Origin of the sequence: [Anoxybacillus] calidus (assembly GCF_013760845.1) — a bacterium.
Taxonomy (GTDB): domain Bacteria; phylum Bacillota; class Bacilli; order Bacillales; family Anoxybacillaceae; genus Paranoxybacillus; species Paranoxybacillus calidus.
Map to the genome: position 1 here is coordinate 604,253 of NZ_JACDUU010000001.1, position 15,797 is coordinate 620,049.

The 15,797-nt window shown below is 39.6% G+C and carries 21 protein-coding genes; 18 read left to right on the forward strand and 3 right to left on the reverse strand.

The features are described 5' to 3' along the window. Nucleotides 1-5 precede the first annotated feature (5 nt). The 9 genes from HNQ85_RS03245 to HNQ85_RS03285 all read left to right on the forward strand — a co-directional run bounded on the left by HNQ85_RS03245 (nt 6) and on the right by HNQ85_RS03285 (nt 4,157). On the forward strand, nt 6-275 hold the full coding sequence (locus tag HNQ85_RS03245) for a YpbS family protein (protein ID WP_181536131.1): 270 nt from the start codon (nt 6-8) through the stop codon (nt 273-275). A gap of 6 nt (nt 276-281) precedes the next feature. After that, complete coding sequence (locus tag HNQ85_RS03250; protein ID WP_181536133.1) at nt 282-1,121, forward strand: sulfurtransferase; 840 nt, start codon at nt 282-284, stop codon at nt 1,119-1,121. A 61-nt stretch (nt 1,122-1,182) separates the two neighbouring features. Continuing rightward, nucleotides 1,183-1,323 (forward strand): hypothetical protein, encoded by a 141-nt coding sequence (locus HNQ85_RS03255; RefSeq protein WP_181502881.1) that lies wholly within the window; start codon nt 1,183-1,185, stop codon nt 1,321-1,323. A gap of 603 nt (nt 1,324-1,926) precedes the next feature. Then, nucleotides 1,927-2,439: a peroxiredoxin family protein gene (locus tag HNQ85_RS03260; RefSeq protein ID WP_181536135.1), complete on the forward strand. Its 513-nt coding sequence runs from the start codon at nt 1,927-1,929 to the stop codon at nt 2,437-2,439. A gap of 111 nt (nt 2,440-2,550) precedes the next feature. Next, nucleotides 2,551-2,682 (forward strand): FbpB family small basic protein, encoded by a 132-nt coding sequence (locus HNQ85_RS03265; protein ID WP_181536137.1) that lies wholly within the window; start codon nt 2,551-2,553, stop codon nt 2,680-2,682. Nucleotides 2,683-2,733: 51 nt separating this feature from the next. Beyond that, nucleotides 2,734-2,877 (forward strand): acid-soluble spore protein N, encoded by a 144-nt coding sequence (locus tag HNQ85_RS03270; protein ID WP_181536139.1) that lies wholly within the window; start codon nt 2,734-2,736, stop codon nt 2,875-2,877. A 106-nt stretch (nt 2,878-2,983) separates the two neighbouring features. Then, on the forward strand, nt 2,984-3,217 hold the full coding sequence (gene tlp, locus HNQ85_RS03275) for a small acid-soluble spore protein Tlp (RefSeq protein ID WP_181536141.1): 234 nt from the start codon (nt 2,984-2,986) through the stop codon (nt 3,215-3,217). Between the two features lie 106 nt (nt 3,218-3,323). Further along, a complete protein-coding gene (locus tag HNQ85_RS03280; protein ID WP_181536143.1) occupies nt 3,324-3,746 on the forward strand; it encodes an acyl-CoA thioesterase in 423 nt (140 codons plus the stop codon). 18 nt (nt 3,747-3,764) lie between these two features. Further along, complete coding sequence (locus tag HNQ85_RS03285; protein WP_181536145.1) at nt 3,765-4,157, forward strand: hotdog fold thioesterase; 393 nt, start codon at nt 3,765-3,767, stop codon at nt 4,155-4,157. A gap of 98 nt (nt 4,158-4,255) precedes the next feature. Here the strand turns inward: HNQ85_RS03285 and HNQ85_RS03290 are convergent, their stop codons facing one another. Both HNQ85_RS03290 and HNQ85_RS03295 read right to left on the reverse strand, forming a co-directional pair. Then, complete coding sequence (locus HNQ85_RS03290) at nt 4,256-4,543, reverse strand: HesB/YadR/YfhF family protein (RefSeq protein WP_181536147.1); 288 nt, start codon at nt 4,541-4,543, stop codon at nt 4,256-4,258. A gap of 120 nt (nt 4,544-4,663) precedes the next feature. Further along, nucleotides 4,664-4,828, reverse strand: coding sequence for a hypothetical protein (locus HNQ85_RS03295; protein WP_181536149.1), 165 nt, complete (start codon nt 4,826-4,828; stop codon nt 4,664-4,666). A gap of 186 nt (nt 4,829-5,014) precedes the next feature. Between HNQ85_RS03295 and HNQ85_RS03300 the strand changes: the two genes are divergently transcribed. Continuing rightward, nucleotides 5,015-5,152: a hypothetical protein gene (locus HNQ85_RS03300; RefSeq protein WP_181536151.1), complete on the forward strand. Its 138-nt coding sequence runs from the start codon at nt 5,015-5,017 to the stop codon at nt 5,150-5,152. Between the two features lie 570 nt (nt 5,153-5,722). Next, nucleotides 5,723-6,661: a magnesium transporter CorA family protein gene (locus HNQ85_RS03305; protein WP_181536153.1), complete on the forward strand. Its 939-nt coding sequence runs from the start codon at nt 5,723-5,725 to the stop codon at nt 6,659-6,661. Nucleotides 6,662-6,726: 65 nt separating this feature from the next. Here the strand turns inward: HNQ85_RS03305 and HNQ85_RS03310 are convergent, their stop codons facing one another. After that, nucleotides 6,727-7,305 (reverse strand): DUF502 domain-containing protein, encoded by a 579-nt coding sequence (locus tag HNQ85_RS03310; protein ID WP_181536155.1) that lies wholly within the window; start codon nt 7,303-7,305, stop codon nt 6,727-6,729. Between the two features lie 595 nt (nt 7,306-7,900). Here HNQ85_RS03310 and HNQ85_RS03315 point away from each other — a divergent pair. The 7 genes from HNQ85_RS03315 (at nt 7,901) to HNQ85_RS03345 (ending at nt 15,731) form a co-directional block, all read left to right on the forward strand. After that, nucleotides 7,901-9,364 (forward strand): NAD(P)/FAD-dependent oxidoreductase, encoded by a 1,464-nt coding sequence (locus tag HNQ85_RS03315; RefSeq protein WP_181536157.1) that lies wholly within the window; start codon nt 7,901-7,903, stop codon nt 9,362-9,364. A 210-nt stretch (nt 9,365-9,574) separates the two neighbouring features. Continuing rightward, nucleotides 9,575-10,573 (forward strand): biotin synthase BioB, encoded by a 999-nt coding sequence (gene bioB, locus HNQ85_RS03320; RefSeq protein WP_181536159.1) that lies wholly within the window; start codon nt 9,575-9,577, stop codon nt 10,571-10,573. Nucleotides 10,574-10,738: 165 nt separating this feature from the next. Further along, nucleotides 10,739-11,641: an FAD-dependent oxidoreductase gene (locus HNQ85_RS03325; protein ID WP_181536503.1), complete on the forward strand. Its 903-nt coding sequence runs from the start codon at nt 10,739-10,741 to the stop codon at nt 11,639-11,641. Between the two features lie 106 nt (nt 11,642-11,747). Further along, nucleotides 11,748-13,100 (forward strand): aspartate aminotransferase family protein, encoded by a 1,353-nt coding sequence (locus tag HNQ85_RS03330; protein WP_181536161.1) that lies wholly within the window; start codon nt 11,748-11,750, stop codon nt 13,098-13,100. Further along, nucleotides 13,084-13,785 carry a CoA transferase subunit A gene (locus HNQ85_RS03335; protein WP_181536163.1) on the forward strand — a complete coding sequence of 234 codons (702 nt, stop codon included), beginning with the start codon at nt 13,084-13,086 and terminating at the stop codon, nt 13,783-13,785. Before HNQ85_RS03330 ends, HNQ85_RS03335 begins: the two co-directional genes overlap by 17 nt. Further along, a complete protein-coding gene (locus HNQ85_RS03340) occupies nt 13,764-14,423 on the forward strand; it encodes a 3-oxoacid CoA-transferase subunit B (protein ID WP_181536165.1) in 660 nt (219 codons plus the stop codon). Before HNQ85_RS03335 ends, HNQ85_RS03340 begins: the two co-directional genes overlap by 22 nt. Nucleotides 14,424-14,444: 21 nt before the next feature. Then, complete coding sequence (locus HNQ85_RS03345) at nt 14,445-15,731, forward strand: peptidase (RefSeq protein WP_181536168.1); 1,287 nt, start codon at nt 14,445-14,447, stop codon at nt 15,729-15,731. Nucleotides 15,732-15,797 lie beyond the last annotated feature (66 nt).

Sequence of the window (15,797 nt, forward strand, 5' to 3'; positions counted from 1 at the left end):
TCAATATGAGTGAGGTACATCATGCCATTACTGCACATTCTAATAAACAACATATGATTGTGAGAAGATTTTTACAGTTAGATGCTGAACGTGAAAAATGTATTGATGAAGCGTTATCACGGTGCTTGAATGGTGAAGCGTTCACAGTAGATGCCATTAATGCAGTCACAAAACAAATCAATGACCTTGCCAAGCAGGGAATTATACCGCAACGAAAGTATGTAACGGTCAATATGGTTAGAGAATATGCGGAAAAAATACGTAAACAGAGGTAAGGGATTATGAAATATATCGTAACAAATGAATGGTTAGCGAACCGATTAAATCAAGAGGAAATCCGAATTATTGATTGCCGCTATTATATGGGAGATGCGCCGCGTGGATTAAAAGAGTACATAAGAGGTCATATACCGGGTGCTTTATATTTTGATTTAGAGATGGATTTATCATCACCCATTAAAGAACATGGTGGCAGACATCCGTTACCAAATATCGATGAGTTTATTGAAAAGCTTTCGTCGGCAGGAATTGATAAAGATACGGTTGTAGTTGCCTATGATAGTCAAGCAAGCTCTATAGCTGCCCGCTTCTGGTGGATATTGCGCTACCTTGGTCATGAACAAGTATATGTGTTAGATGGTGGGTATGAAAAATGGGTCGAATCAGGCTATCCGATTACAACAGATGTCCCGATTTATTCAAGAAAAACATTTGTGGCAAACCTTCAGCCGCACTTAATAGCAACCATGGAGGATGTCCAAAGGGGAATTAAAGACAAGTCAACACTGTTGATTGATTCACGTGAACCGAAACGCTATTTAGGAATAGCGGAACCGATTGACCGGATTGCCGGGCATATTCCAGGAGCAAAAAACTATTTTTGGCGAGAAGGTCTAACAGAGGATGCGTGTTGGAAAACATCCATCGAACAAGAGCAGCGGTTTGCGGATATTCCAAAAGCTCAAGAGGTGATTGTCTATTGCGGTTCAGGTGTCACAGCCTGTCCGAATGTTCTTGCATTAACGGAAGCAGGTTACACAAATGTTAGGTTATATGTCGGAAGTTGGAGCGATTGGATTTCATATCCGGAAAACCAAATTGCGAAGGGAAAAAATGAGTAACATAACTTGCCTGCACCCCGCTCATACTACAAATGAATTTCCTAGATAAGGGGTGACTTGCATGGGACGCACAAAGCTTGGTAATGCCAATGCGCAGCGAAATAATAACGCAAAGCAAAAAAATGGCTTTAACAACGAGTTCGCTTCATATGCGGAAGTAGAAGCGGAAAAAATGAAAAATAAACATAAAAACATTCGCTAAAACAATATCCCCTTTGGCTATTTAATGCTGAAGGGGATATTTTAACAATAAACAAGGAAAGTTGGTTGTTTATGGTTTTATGATCGATAAGAATGCTTCAGTAAGCAAAAAAATATATCTTTATCCGGCTTTATGGTTTAATAATAACTGTATTTAAAATAAAGGAGAAAGCCAGCTCATGCTTCACGAAACCATTTCATTTGGCCCTGTTTTCGTAAAGGCTTCTAGGCTAATCATTCTTTTTTATTATTATGCGCATATACTGTTATTGCTATTTATTACGAAAGGACGAGCCGTTATTAAATCAATTAAGTTCCATTCTTGGCAATGCGCTTTTACTCAATGTTCTTATTTTCAAATTTAGCTTTTTGCTTTACCGTCCTTCTATTTTGCTTGATAATTTGAAAGGGATATTATTTTTTGCCGGGGGAGCAAAAGGAGCCAACTTGGCGCTTCTCACAAGTATATTGTACATAACTTTTCAGCTAGATAAACACCACTTGTTTACACGCAACGTTTTATTTGCGCTTTTATATGAGTGTGTAACTGCAGCAGGGGTGTTAAGTGTACTTGTGTTTCTTGATCAATGAGGGGGAATGACTGATGAAAAAGCTGCTCGCAACATTATTGCTGCTTGGACTTGTCGGTTATGGATTGTGGCAAGTGTTGGCAGAAAACAACGAAAAAACGACAGGGCTTGCAATTGGAAATGCCGCCCCAGATTTTGAATTGAAAACTCTTGATGGAAAGTCCATTCGTCTATCTGAATTGCAGGGACAAAAAGTAATTCTTAATTTCTGGGCAACATGGTGTCCACCGTGTCGCGCGGAAATGCCTGAGATGCAAAATTTTTATGAAAAACATAACAAAGATGTTGAAGTTTTTGCAGTCAATTTAACATCGCAAGATTCCCGAGATAAGGTCCATTCTTTCATCAAGGAAAATGGCTTGACGTTTCCTGTCGTGTTAGATGAAGAGGGAGATGTATTAAAGCTCTATAAAATCTCACCAATTCCAACATCGTATATTATTGATAGTGAAGGAATTATTCGCCATAAGTACGTCGGACCGATGACATATGATCAAATGGTTGAATTGACGGAAAGTATGAAATAAGATGAAAAAGCATCCGATTAGGGTGCTTTTTTATTATTTTCGAAAATTTGTAATAATTATCATGAATTATGGTAATTAATAAAATTATAATTAATAAATGAGGTGAAAAAAATGAGAAAAATACGAAAACTAACGTTAGAAGAACTAATATCGGAAAACAAACGTCAGTTGTTAAATGATCGCGAAGCAATGGAAAGAATTGAAGAAAAGCTAGAAGAGCGGATATTGAAAAAAGTGGAATAGCACATACTGTGATCCATTGCGGGCAAACTAGATGATGAGGAGGCGAGAGATATGGGTAATCCAAAGAGACATCCAGAGGATTTTGTTACTAATCATATAGGTACACAACCGCGCGCAGCGGGTGGAAATAAAGGGAAGAAGATGCAAGATAATTCAGGACAACATGCACAAGTCATTCAAACAAAAGGCGAATAAAATTAGTAAACATAATATATTTATTGGTAAATAAAATTTCTCATAAAATTCATAACGATGCTTCATACTACTTTTGTACTATCTTGATTATACAGGAGGAGTTATGATGGCACACAATCGACCAAATCCAGACGATCGTAGCGATAATGTCGAAAAATTACAAGATATGGTACAAAATACAATTGAAAATATTGAACAAGCGCATGAAACAATGCAATTTTCAAGCCCGGAAGAGAGGGCAAACATTGAAGCAAAAAATCAACGACGCGAAGAAGCGATTGCAGCCATGCGATCTGAAATTAAAGATGAAGCTGCCGCACGTGAGAATGGATATCAATAACAACGAAGTTAGCCGCCGATGTGCGGCTTTTTTCATTTCTATCGTTTTTTCGACGAATATGTTAAGATAACGTTAGTATATATAAAATGAGAACGGGGGAAGAAACTTGAAGGTCGTTGAGAAACAAATTGAAGTACGATATGCAGAAACGGATCAAATGGGTGTTGTTTATCATGCAAACTATCTTGTTTGGATGGAAATAGGAAGAACACAATTCATTAAAGAATTAGGTTTTCATTATGCTGATATGGAAAAAGAAGGAGTCATATCACCGGTAACGGACTTGCAAATTTCATACAAAAAACCGCTACATTATGGAGAAACAGCGACAGTCAAAACGTGGATTGAGTATTATGATGGCATTCGTGTTACATACGGTTATGAAATTTTAACGCCCGATGGAGAGATAGCAGCAACGGCTACTTCACAACATGTTTGTGTCAAACGCGATTCATTCCGGCCGATCTCTATAAAAAAATATTTTCCTGACTGGCATGAAGCATATGAGCAAGTTAAAAAACAAGCATGAAGCGAGTGATAGAAGGTTATGGAACAATTGAGGAAAAATACATTGTTAGAAGCGCTTGGGATTGAATTTGTTGAAATTTCCGCGGGGAAAGTCGTTGCCACTATGCCGGTTGATGAGCGAACACGTCAGCCGTTTGGAGTTCTTCATGGTGGTGCGTCTGTTGCTTTAGCAGAGACAGTTGCAAGCATAGGTGCTTATGAGCTCGTCGATAAAGAAAAGGAAATCGTCGTCGGACTAGAGATTAATGCTAATCATATTCGAAGTGTTCGCGACGGAAAAGTAACGGCGACAGGAACGGTGCTTCATCGCGGTAGAACAACAATGGTTTGGGATATTAAAATTGCCGATGAAAAAGAACGGCTTGTTTCTGTTTCCCGCTGTACGATTGCGATTTTGCAAAAAGAGCGATAAAAAAGAGGCTGTTTTTTGTAAAGGTCTGACTGCCGCAAATGGGTGACTATAAATATTGCCACTGCGGAGTCTGACCTTCAGCCTCTTGACTATGTAAATTATTCATAAAGAAAAACAGGTTCTCCCCACTGTTCATCGAAATCAACAATTAAATTATGTTGATCAAAGTACCACATGTCCCCTTGTTCAATAAAAAATGTAATGCCGTCGATGACGGTTTGCACTCCTGGAGATAGCGGTGCTTCTTTATTAATTCCAAGGGAAAACCCTTTTTGAACGTTACTGCATCCGCCATAGCGAGCGAAAAAACGCACGAAATCACCTTGCTTTAAGTCCAACTCCTCTTTATACCATTCCAACGCTTTCGGTTTAATGATGATCTTCATCTTGCAACACCACCTTTCGATATCTCCATTATAGAGAAAAAGTAATGAGGATGCCAGAAATTAGTTGCATAAAAAGAGTCCGACCTAAGTTGGCCAGACCCTCTTTTACACGCGATTAGATTATTGGTTTTCGTTTATTTCTTGTTGTGTATTTTCATCCGTTTGTTCCGTTTGATTTGTTTCAGTACCGTTGTTTTCTTCGTCTGCATTGTTACAAGCTGTCATGAACATGATTGCTAGCAATGAAGCACCAACTTTTAATAGTAAGCTTTTTTTCATTTTCATTCCTCTTCCCCCTAGCAGTTTTATATGCCGAATGAATCGGCTCAATTCAGATTATATGGTAATTCGTCCAATATTTGTGTTATTTAACCGAATCTATACAAAAAGATAACAAAATTCAAACGATATTGATTAAATGTTTAAATTTTTACACAGATTAAACATAGTGGAAAGGAGTGAGAAAATCCGATGAAGCAAAAGCCTCATTCAATGAAGCTGAGCTATGAATCAGACGGGATAATGGGAGAAAAAAGAACGGCAAAAGCAGTATCTAAGCAGCAAGATAAAGAGAAAGAATTTTTTAATACAACTCAATCAAGTGAGTAAAGCGGTTAGGTGGGTTGATTAACCAATAAAATCGAGATAAAGCCGGTTTTTATTTAAGTAGCTTTTCTGCCGAAGTCAGCTAAGTGAAACGCTTAGTTGACTGGGCATGTGGGCGCATGCCTAATCAGAACGGAGAACGCTTGGCGGACAATTGTATTTTTCCGCTGGCGTTCTCGTTCGGGTATTACGACAGAAAAGGGTGAATCACCGAGAAAATAGTTATAAGTAGATAATCAACACTCATGGTAAGCGGTTGCTATAAGGCAGCTGTTTTTTTATTTTTTATAAAAATCAATAAAGGAAAGAAAAAATCGTAAAAATGATGATTTTTATTCGATTTTTGCTATACAAATAAGCGTTTGAACGTTATCATTAATCGAGAAAGATGTTTTAATGAGAGGAGTGAAGTTTTCGTATATGAGTAGGCAAAGTTCACCAGAACCAGAACCGGAATCATACGAGGAAGCACTATTTTCTTTTCAAATGAACGAGCTACTCAATGATCGAAAACGAGCTCCATTTGAAAAGAAAAGATAGAAACTTTCCTCGTCTGTAAAGGAGGAAGTTGTTATGATGAACATCTATTTATCAAAGAATGATGGCAAATTAGAAGAAATTCATGAACTGCAAAATGGTTGCTGGATTAAATTGGTGGCGCCGACAGAAGAGGAAATTCGTTATATTGCCAATCATCTTGATATTCCTATTGATTCGATAAAAGATGCGCTGGATGATGAAGAACGTTCACGGATTGAAAAAGAAGACAACCATGTTTTAATTATTGTTGATATTCCGATTATTACACATGATGAAGTGGATGGAGCAATATACGAGACGATTCCAATTGGTATGATTATTACCAATACATGCTTTATTACTGTTTGTATACAAGAAAATCCGATTTTTGAGGAATTTACAAAAAATAAAATTAAAAATTTTTATACATTCATGAAAACGAGATTTGCGTTGCAAATGTTATATATGATTTCTACGTATTATTTACGTTATTTGAAGCAGATTAACCGCAAAACGAGTGCAATCGAAAAAGCACTTCATCAGTCGATGAAAAACAAAGAATTATTTTCCCTATTAAGCATGGAAAAAAGCTTAGTCTATTTTATGACATCGCTTAAATCGAACAATATCGTGATGGAGCGGCTCTTGCGGCTTAATTATTTACGGATGTATGAAGATGACCAAGATTTGCTACAAGATGTCATTATCGAGAACAAGCAGGCGATTGAAATGACCGAAGTCTACAGCAGCATTTTAAGCGGAATGATGGATGCATTTGCCTCTGTCATTTCTAATAATGTGAACATTGTGATGAAGTTTTTAACCGCCATTACAATCGTCTTATCGTTACCGACAATGGTGGCAAGCTTTTACGGAATGAATGTGCCGATTCCATATCAACATTCCCCTTATTCGTTTATCATCGCGATGTTAATATCAGTGTTGTTATCAAGTATTACTGCGTTTATTTTTTGGAAAAAACGTTATTTTTGAGCGGGAGCAGCAAGCCTCTCTCGTCCAGATATAGAGGAAATAGGGGATATGGTGGGATGACAGCCTCATTTTTTTGAGGCTGTCATCCCACCAGAAAGAACGAATTTCATTGCATCCTCAGGCTTAATATCCAGAACCTGAATTTGTTCTTTCGGAATTAAAAATGTGATGCCGGCAACTTGAAAGGTTTGCGGAATATAAACAGCAACATGGTCTTTTAACGGATTAAGAAATGTTTCTACTTCTTCCGATGTAATAAAACCTATACATTTCATTCCTGTATTCGGCAATTCAACGAGCACAACTTTTGAGAATGAACGTTTTTCTCCGACAAACGAAGCAACCGTATCCTTTATAACCGAATAAACAGTTTTAATAAGAGGGATGCTTTCTAAGAGCCGGTCGACTAGTTTTATAATCTGGCCACTGATATATTGAGTAGAGAGCCAGCCAAGGAATGTGATTAAAATCATCGTGCATAAAATGCCAATTCCGGGTATATATGAATCTTGTAAATACGGTTTTAGATACTTTCCTAATAATCCATCAAAAAATGAAAACACTTTATAAAACACATAAACCGCGAGAATAATTGGAACAATCGTCAAAACTCCATTTAAAAAATTTTTTAACAAAAATTTCATTCTCATTTCTTCCTTTCCTACTTATCTTCATTATTAAAGATTAGCAATATTCCTTTTCATTCACAAGAGCATTACTCATATAAATATACACGAAAAGGTTTAAGTATGGATACTATTGAGAAGCTAATTAAGTGATGCATGAACGAAAGCCCTCTATTTATTCGAAAATAACCGTATGCTCGACATTTATCTAGCGATTCACAGGCAACTGTCAAAATTGATGAGGGTGTTAGCAGGTGAAAATGAACATATAACATTTCTGAATATACCGTTGATGATGATCAGCGAGTATTTGTTTTTAACCATGTAAAATTTAATATGTCATGAAAACGGGGCTGATCCATTAGTGTCTGACCTTACGCGTAGTTCACAATATATAGCGTTTTTATTCATAATTATGTCCTATATATGTTGTGGGGGCTGACAAGAGCTTTTAGGTCAGCCTCGTTTTTATGTATAAACGATCAAGTAAAAACCGAACATTAAAAATAAATGTGTTTTAAAAAGTTCGTTTATTATATTGACTATTTGTACCAATATTGGTATATTTACAAATGGAAAAAGAAATATAACGAATTTTATGGGGGATATATATATGAAAGCTCATTATGATGTCATTGTTGTCGGGGCTGGACCGGCAGGAATATTTACATGTTATGAGTTGACGTTAAAACTGCCTGGAGCAAACGTGTTATTAATAGATAAAGGACACGATATTTATAGAAGAAATTGTCCAATTTTGCAAAAGAAAATTGAAAAATGTCCACCACCTGCGGGGAAAAAAGATTATGCGGGGTGTGTTCCGGCATGTTCAATCACGAACGGATTTGGCGGCGCTGGTGCATATTCTGACGGAAAATTTAACATTACAAGTGAATTTGGTGGCTGGATGACCGATTATCTTCCAGATTCAACGGTGATTGAACTCATTAAATACGTCGATCAAATTAACTTAAAACATGGAGCAACAGAAACGATTACGGATCCAATGACAGAAAAAGTAAAGGAAATTGAACGGCGCGGATATGCTGTAGGACTGAAATTACTTCGTGCTTATGTGCGTCATTTAGGTACAGAACAAAACTTGGAGATTTTAAAAAGTATATACGAATATTTGCGTGAACGAATCGATATGGTATTTAAAATAGAAGTCGAAGACATTGTAACGGAAAAAGAAAAAGATCATCACAGTATAAAAGGAATTGTATTAAAAAACGGAGAGGTTATTACTGCTGAAAAAGTCGTGATCGCTCCAGGGCGTGATGGCTCTGCCTGGCTGTCAAAAATTTTGAAAAAACGACGCGTTCGCATGATAAATAACCAGGTAGATATCGGTGTTCGTGTAGAGACATCCAACATTGTAATGGAAGAAATCAACGAACATTTATATGAAGGAAAATTTATTTTTAATACTTCGGTAGGCACGCAAGTACGAACATTTTGCAGTAATCCATCCGGGCATGTTGTTGTTGAAAACCACTCCGGCATTATGCTTGTCAACGGTCATGCCTATAAAGATCCGAAGCTTGGCAGCAATAATACAAACTTTGCTTTACTTGTTTCGCATAAATTTTCCGATCCGTTTGATAAACCGAATGAGTACGCCCATGAAATTTCCCGTCTTGCCAATGCCTTGTCCAATGGCGGAGTGATCGTGCAAAAATACGGGGACATTTTAAAGGGAAGACGTTCGACAGAAAAACGAATTAAAGAGGGATTCATTGAGCCGACATTAAAAGAAGCGGTGCCCGGTGATTTAGGTCTTGTCCTGCCGTATAATACAATGAAAAGTTTAATTGAAATGACAGAGGCGCTTAATCATGTTACACCTGGTCTTGCTTCTGAACATACGCTTTTTTATGGAGTGGAAGCGAAATTTTATTCCGCCCGTCCAAAGTTAAATGATCGGTTTGAAACGGAAATTTCCGGATTATATGTTGGTGGAGATGGAGCGGGGATTACCCGTGGTCTCGCGCAGGCAAGCGCATGCGGTGTATGGATTGCCCGCGATATTGTCGAGAAATTGACAAATATAAGGATAAAAGAAACAGTATCTTAAGAAGAGGATGGCCTATAAGTGTCTGATCTCACAAAGCGTATTTCCTAAACATGGTGTGGGAAATATTGTGGTTATGGGGTCTGACACTTTGTTTTTGGTCATCCTCTTATTTTTATATAAAAAATAGTTAACTTTCATTTTGTAAAGGTTGACAATTAGCTCTCTGATACAATACCATTATTGTAATAACGTGGAAAGGGGAGAAGGAGAATGGTAGATTGGTTAGCATTAGCTGATCGCGTACTAGAAGGTAGAGAAATAACAGATGAAGAGGCAGAAGCGATTTTAGACTGTCCAGATGAAGAACTGCTTTTATTGCTACAAGGGGCATATAAAATTCGCAGAACTTATTATGGAAACAAAGTAAAATTAAACATGATTATTAACGCCAAATCCGGATTATGTCCAGAAAATTGTGGTTATTGTTCACAATCATCCATATCTACAGCGCCAGTGAAAACATACAAAATGGTTGATAAAGAGACACTCATACGCGGTGCGGAAGAAGCACATCGTATGCAAGTGGGGACATATTGTATTGTTGCAAGCGGGCGTGGTCCGAGCGAAAAAGAAATCGATACTGTTGTTGCGGCCGTTCAGGAAATTAAAGAAAGATTTGGTTTAAAAATTTGTGCCTGTTTGGGAATTTTAACGCCTGAACAAGCGAGCCGATTGAAAGAAGCCGGGGTTGACCGCTACAATCATAATATTAATACTTCAAAGGAACATCACCCGAATATTACCACCTCACATACATATGATGACCGCGTGAGGACAGTTGAAACGGTTAAACAGGCGGGAATTTCTCCATGTTCCGGCGTGATTATTGGCATGAAAGAAACGAAACAGGATGTCATCAATATGGCACGCAGTTTAAAACTGCTTGATGCAGACTCCATCCCGGTTAACTTTTTACATGCCATCGATGGTACACCGCTGGCTGGAACAAACGAATTAAATCCTAGATATTGTTTAAAAGTGTTAGCGCTGTTTCGCTATATCAATCCGACGAAAGAAATCCGGATTTCTGGAGGCCGTGAAGTGAACTTACGAAGCCTTCAACCGTTGGGGCTATATGCAGCGAATTCGATTTTTGTTGGCGATTATTTAACAACAGACGGCCAAGAGAAGTCAGAAGATTTCAAAATGTTGGAAGACATAGGATTTGAGATTGATTTTGCGAATAAAGAACAAGTTGTTCAATTGTAAGAAGAGGCTGGCTCTGCATGGTGCAATTCCATGCTTGAGCTGCCTTTTTTCTTTAGAGGAAAAACTTCATCATTGTTTGTCTGAGATACGGTTAGAACGACAGAAAAAGAGACAAATTATAGGTAAATAAACTTATGGACGGGGAGTGAAATTGTGAATCCTCCTATTTATGAATGTATTATCATCGGCGGCGGAATTGCTGGATTGCAAGCAGCGATTCAACTCGGAAGGTATCGTCATCACGTGCTTGTTGTAGATTCCAATAATGGACGTTCAAACCTTTGTCGGGCTTATCATAATTTACTTGGCTGGCCTGATGGGGTTAGCGGTGAGACATTGCGTGCACTCGGTCGTAAACATGCGACAAGGCTAAACATTCATTTTGTAGAAGATGAGATCATTGATGCTCAAAAAAAGGGAGACGTATTTTTGTTACAAGGCAAAAGGGGTTGTAATTACTTAGGAGAACGGATTTTATTAGCAACCGGCGTTAAAGACCGCGTTCCACCGATTACTAACTTAATCCCATGCTTAGGAACGAGCGTATATGTTTGTCCAGATTGTGATGGATATGAAGTGGCAAATAAAAAGGTGATTGTACTTGGTGCAGGAACAACAGGAGCAAATATGGCTATCACATTGCTTTATTGGACAAAAGATATTATTTATATCAACCATGATGGAGAAGATTTATCAATCAACTTAAAAAGTGAACTAATGCAACAAAAGATTCAGTATATTCGCGAGCCTATTGAGGAGGTGCTTTTGGATAAAGAAGGACAATTTTGTGGAGTGCGTCTGCAAAGCGGAATGGAGTTGTCAGCAGAAAGAGGCTTTATCGCTTTTGGCAACAACAAAGTTAATACAGAATTAGCGAAAAGATTAGGTGTGGAGCGGCTTGAAAACAAACATATTCCAACCGATCCGCGCACGAAACAAACGAATATGGAAAATGTCTGGGCGGCAGGAGATATTGGCGTCCACTCCGAGCAAGTGTCGATTGCTATGGCGGAAGGAGTACAAGCCGCGATTTGGATTCATAAAAGCATCTTAAATTCAAAAAAGTAATCAAGTAAAAGGGCTGACTGATCAGCCCTTTTTTATTTTCATGAAATTTTACTTTTTATCATACATTTCACTAAAAGACATCTCATGATTATTAGGGGGGACAGTGATGGAACGAACCTATTTGATCAAACCACATCTCAGGCGCGATTATCCGTTCGTTTCGTACGGAAGAGGCGTCTATTTATATGATGTGGCTGGAAAGCGATATTTGGACGGTTGTTCCGGCGCAGTCACCGCTAACATTGGGCATGGGGTTGAGGAAATCATTCATGTCATGAATGAACAAGCAAAAAAAGTAGCATTTGTATATCGTTCCCAATTTACAAGCGAGCCGGCTGAAAAATTAGCAGACAAGTTGAGTCAGCTGGCACCCGGCGGAGAATACGGGACATTCCTTGTCAACAGCGGCTCAGAAGCGACGGAAACAGCGATGAAGATCGCAATTCAATATTGGCAAGAAAAAGGAAAGATGGGAAAAAATAAAATTTTGTCTCGCTGGCTGAGTTACCACGGTATCACAATTGGCGCGCTTTCGATGTCAGGACACCCGACGCGACGTGCACGCTTCGTCCCTTTATTAGAGGACTTTCCATCCATTTGCGCCCCTTATTGTTATCGCTGTCCGTACCATTCCACTTATCCTTCATGTCAGCTGCAATGTGCACGCGAACTAGAGCAAGCAATTGAACGCATCGGTGCAGAGCATATTGCAGCATTTATCGCTGAACCGATTATCGGTGCAGCTGGAGCAGCCATTACTCCACCAGACGGATATTATGAAAAAATTCGCGATATTTGTAATAAATACGACATTTTATTGATTGTCGACGAAGTCATGACCGGGCTTGGACGAACAGGGAAAATGTTCGCAATCGAACATTGGAATGTGCAGCCGGATTTGATTACTCTTGGAAAAGGGTTAGGGGCTGGCTATACTCCTATTGCGGCAACGCTGGCAAGCAAACAAGTATTAGAGCCGATTTTTGAAGGCTCCGGCGTGATTATGAGTGGGCATACATTAAGCGCCAATCCGCTATCAGCAGCAACGGCTCTTGCGGTATTGAGCTATGTTGAAACGCACCGTCTGCCAGAAAAAGCAGCAGAAACAGGTCGATATTTATTTACTCAATTAACTTCTTTTAAAAAGCGGTTTCCATGGATTGGCGATATTCGCGGCAAAGGATTGCTTATCGGTATAGAATTTGCGGTTCCCAACGCGAAAGGCATGCTTCCAAGTCCATTATCATTTACGGAGTTAGTCGTCACAAAGGCGCAACATCTTGGTCTGCTTGTATATCCAGCAGCTGCAGGTAATGGAAGAGATGGAGCGGCTATTATCATTGCCCCGCCGTTAACGATTACAAAAGAAGAAGTCGATGAACTCATTACGTTGCTCAAACAAACTTTTTTACAGCTAGAGCGTGAACTACCGATTGGTGGTGATGACGATGATGAATAATGAATTTGGTAAAGTCATTTCCTTACATGAAGCGGTACAGCATATTGACGATGGCTGTTCTTTAATGGTTGGCGGTTTTGGTGGAATTGGCTCCCCGCCTTCCTTGATTGAGGCTATTTTAAATAAAGAAGTCAAAAATATGACGTTAATTTGTAATGATACCGGATTTCCAGACATTGGTGTTGGTCGTTTAGTGAGCAGGGGAAGAGTGAAAAAAGCGATTGTTTCCCACATCGGCTCCAATCCAGCTGCTGGAAAATTAATGCACGAGGGAAAATTAGAAGTTGAATTTTCACCTCAAGGTGTCCTTGTTGAACGTATTCGTGCCGGCGGTGTCGGACTTGGCGGAATACTCGTCGATATCGGGGTTGATAATGAATGGGTGGCAAAAGGAAAGCAAGTGATTGAAGTAGACGGAAGGCGCTACTTATTAGAATTGCCGCTTACAGCCGATGTGTCAATTGTGTATGCGAAAAAGGGAGATCCATTTGGAAATTTAATTTACGACAAAAGTGCGCGCAATACCAATCCATATGTTGCGATGGCAGGGCATATCACGATTGCTGAAGTAGAGGAGATTGTTCCTCTTGGTCAGTTAAATCCGGAGGAAATTATTACTCCCGGCATCTTTATTAACCACATTGTCCAAAGTAAAGGAGTGAATTGGAAATGGGCTTGGGAGTAAGAGAACGGATGGCAAAACGTGCGGCAAAAGAACTGAGAAGCGGAATGATTGTTAATCTTGGAATCGGTATTCCATCGATGGTTCCCGATTATTTGCCGGAAGGTGTGCGCGTTATATTTCAATCGGAAAACGGAATCCTCGGCATGGGAGAAAGTCCAAAAAAAGGGGAAGAAGATGCTAATTTATGCAATGCAGGTGGGTATCCGGTTACGGTCATAAAAGGTGCTTCTTATTCAGACAGCGCCACTGCATTTGCCATGATACGAAAAGGATTAATTGATGTTACCATGTTAGGTGCATTACAAGTAAGCGAGAAGGGCGATTTAGCGAACTGGATGATTCCCGGCAGGCGTGTTCCTGGAATTGGCGGAGCAATGGAGCTGGCGCAAAAAGCGAAGAAAGTCGTCGTGGTAATGAATCATGTAAATAAACATGGTGAGCCGAAAATCGTAAAAGCGTGTACATTGCCGCTGACAGCGAGAAAATGCGTTCATTTGATCATTACAGATATGGCAGTGATGGAAGTAACAACAGAAGGTCTGTTATTAACAGAAATTATGGAGCCATATGATTTAAACGATGTGTTGCAATGTACTGCAGCACCGTTGATGATTTCAAAATCTTTAAAGCGTGTTTAGTAAGGGAAAAGGAGAGGGAAAATGAAACATTATCAAAAGATGATTCACGAATGGTTGAACGTTCAGCGGAAAAACGGCATCCGCTTATTAACGCAATTAGTGCAACAGGCGAGCACACAAGGGAATGAAGCAAAAGCGCAGGCAATCGTTGTTGAGAAATGCCGCCAGCTAGGTTTAGAGATTGATATATGGGAGCCGGATGGAGAAAAATTGAGAGAACATCCGTACTTTATTTCCCCCCGCACCGATTTTTCGAACAGTCCGAATGTAGTTGGTATCTTGCGAGGCACAGGAGGGGGGCGTTCTCTCATTTTAAACAGTCATATTGATGTTGTCCCTGAAGGAGAAGTGGAACAATGGGAAGATGAGCCGTATAGCGGAGCAATAAAGGGAGGAAAAGTTTACGGGCGTGGTGCTTCTGATATGAAAGGGGGAACCGTTTCTTTTCTGCTCGCGCTCGAAGCCATCAAGGCTGTAGGAATTCGTTTGAAAGGAGATGTCATTTTTCAAAGTGTCGTTGAAGAAGAAAGCGGAGGGGCGGGAACTCTTGCAGCTATTTTAAGGGGATATAAAGCTGATGGGGCAATCATTACAGAGCCAACAAACATGAAATTGTTTCCGAAGCAGCAAGGCTCGCTTTGGTTTCGTATTACCGTACATGGAAAATCGGCTCATGGTGGAACGCGCTACGAAGGAGTCAGCGCAATTGAAAAAGTGAAAATGGTCTTAGAGCAGCTTCAAGAGTTAGAGTTAGAGCGAAACGCTCGTGTTGTTGACCCGCTCTTTCAACATATTTCCATTCCGGTTCCGATTAACGTTGGCAAAATTGAAGGAGGAACGTGGCCTTCTTCTGTACCGGACCGAGTCGTCATTGAAGGGAGAATGGGCGTAGCGCCGAACGAAACGGTGGAGATGGCCAAACAAGAAATGGAGCATTGTGTAAGCGTAATCAATCAGAGTGATAACTGGTTTCAAACGCATCCTGTCGAACTAGAGTGGTTCGGTGCTCAATGGCTGCCAAGTTCGATTGATGAAAATCATCCGCTTGTAGCAGTTTTAGCGGATGCGTACAAACGTGTTAAAGGAGAAACACCAACGGTTGAAGCGTCTCCATGGGGAACAGATGGTGGATTACTTTCGCAAGTCGGCCAAATTCCAACGATTGTATTTGGACCGGGCACCACTGCTGTTGCCCATCATCCGAACGAATATATTGAAATCGACAACATGTTGATAGCGGCAGAAATTCTTGCTTTAACGATTATTCATTGGTGTGAAATCGATGAAGCGGGGGAAAGAACGTCTTAATGACTAGATTATGCAGCAATGTCATTCGTTTTCTCTCACCGTTTGTCATTTCAAGCGAACAATGAA

Coding starts and splice junctions, on each gene's coding strand:
- HNQ85_RS03245 (WP_181536131.1), top strand. CDS start 6: ATGAGTGAGGTACATCATGCCATTACTGCACATTCTAATAAACAACAT.
- HNQ85_RS03250 (WP_181536133.1), top strand. CDS start 282: ATGAAATATATCGTAACAAATGAATGGTTAGCGAACCGATTAAATCAA.
- HNQ85_RS03255 (WP_181502881.1), top strand. CDS start 1,183: ATGGGACGCACAAAGCTTGGTAATGCCAATGCGCAGCGAAATAATAAC.
- HNQ85_RS03260 (WP_181536135.1), top strand. CDS start 1,927: ATGAAAAAGCTGCTCGCAACATTATTGCTGCTTGGACTTGTCGGTTAT.
- HNQ85_RS03265 (WP_181536137.1), top strand. CDS start 2,551: ATGAGAAAAATACGAAAACTAACGTTAGAAGAACTAATATCGGAAAAC.
- HNQ85_RS03270 (WP_181536139.1), top strand. CDS start 2,734: ATGGGTAATCCAAAGAGACATCCAGAGGATTTTGTTACTAATCATATA.
- tlp (WP_181536141.1), top strand. CDS start 2,984: ATGGCACACAATCGACCAAATCCAGACGATCGTAGCGATAATGTCGAA.
- HNQ85_RS03285 (WP_181536145.1), top strand. CDS start 3,765: ATGGAACAATTGAGGAAAAATACATTGTTAGAAGCGCTTGGGATTGAA.
- HNQ85_RS03290 (WP_181536147.1), bottom strand. CDS start 4,543: ATGAAGATCATCATTAAACCGAAAGCGTTGGAATGGTATAAAGAGGAG.
- HNQ85_RS03295 (WP_181536149.1), bottom strand. CDS start 4,828: ATGAAAATGAAAAAAAGCTTACTATTAAAAGTTGGTGCTTCATTGCTA.
- HNQ85_RS03300 (WP_181536151.1), top strand. CDS start 5,015: ATGAAGCAAAAGCCTCATTCAATGAAGCTGAGCTATGAATCAGACGGG.
- HNQ85_RS03305 (WP_181536153.1), top strand. CDS start 5,723: ATGATGAACATCTATTTATCAAAGAATGATGGCAAATTAGAAGAAATT.
- HNQ85_RS03310 (WP_181536155.1), bottom strand. CDS start 7,305: ATGAAATTTTTGTTAAAAAATTTTTTAAATGGAGTTTTGACGATTGTT.
- HNQ85_RS03315 (WP_181536157.1), top strand. CDS start 7,901: ATGAAAGCTCATTATGATGTCATTGTTGTCGGGGCTGGACCGGCAGGA.
- bioB (WP_181536159.1), top strand. CDS start 9,575: ATGGTAGATTGGTTAGCATTAGCTGATCGCGTACTAGAAGGTAGAGAA.
- HNQ85_RS03330 (WP_181536161.1), top strand. CDS start 11,748: ATGGAACGAACCTATTTGATCAAACCACATCTCAGGCGCGATTATCCG.
- HNQ85_RS03335 (WP_181536163.1), top strand. CDS start 13,084: ATGACGATGATGAATAATGAATTTGGTAAAGTCATTTCCTTACATGAA.
- HNQ85_RS03345 (WP_181536168.1), top strand. CDS start 14,445: ATGAAACATTATCAAAAGATGATTCACGAATGGTTGAACGTTCAGCGG.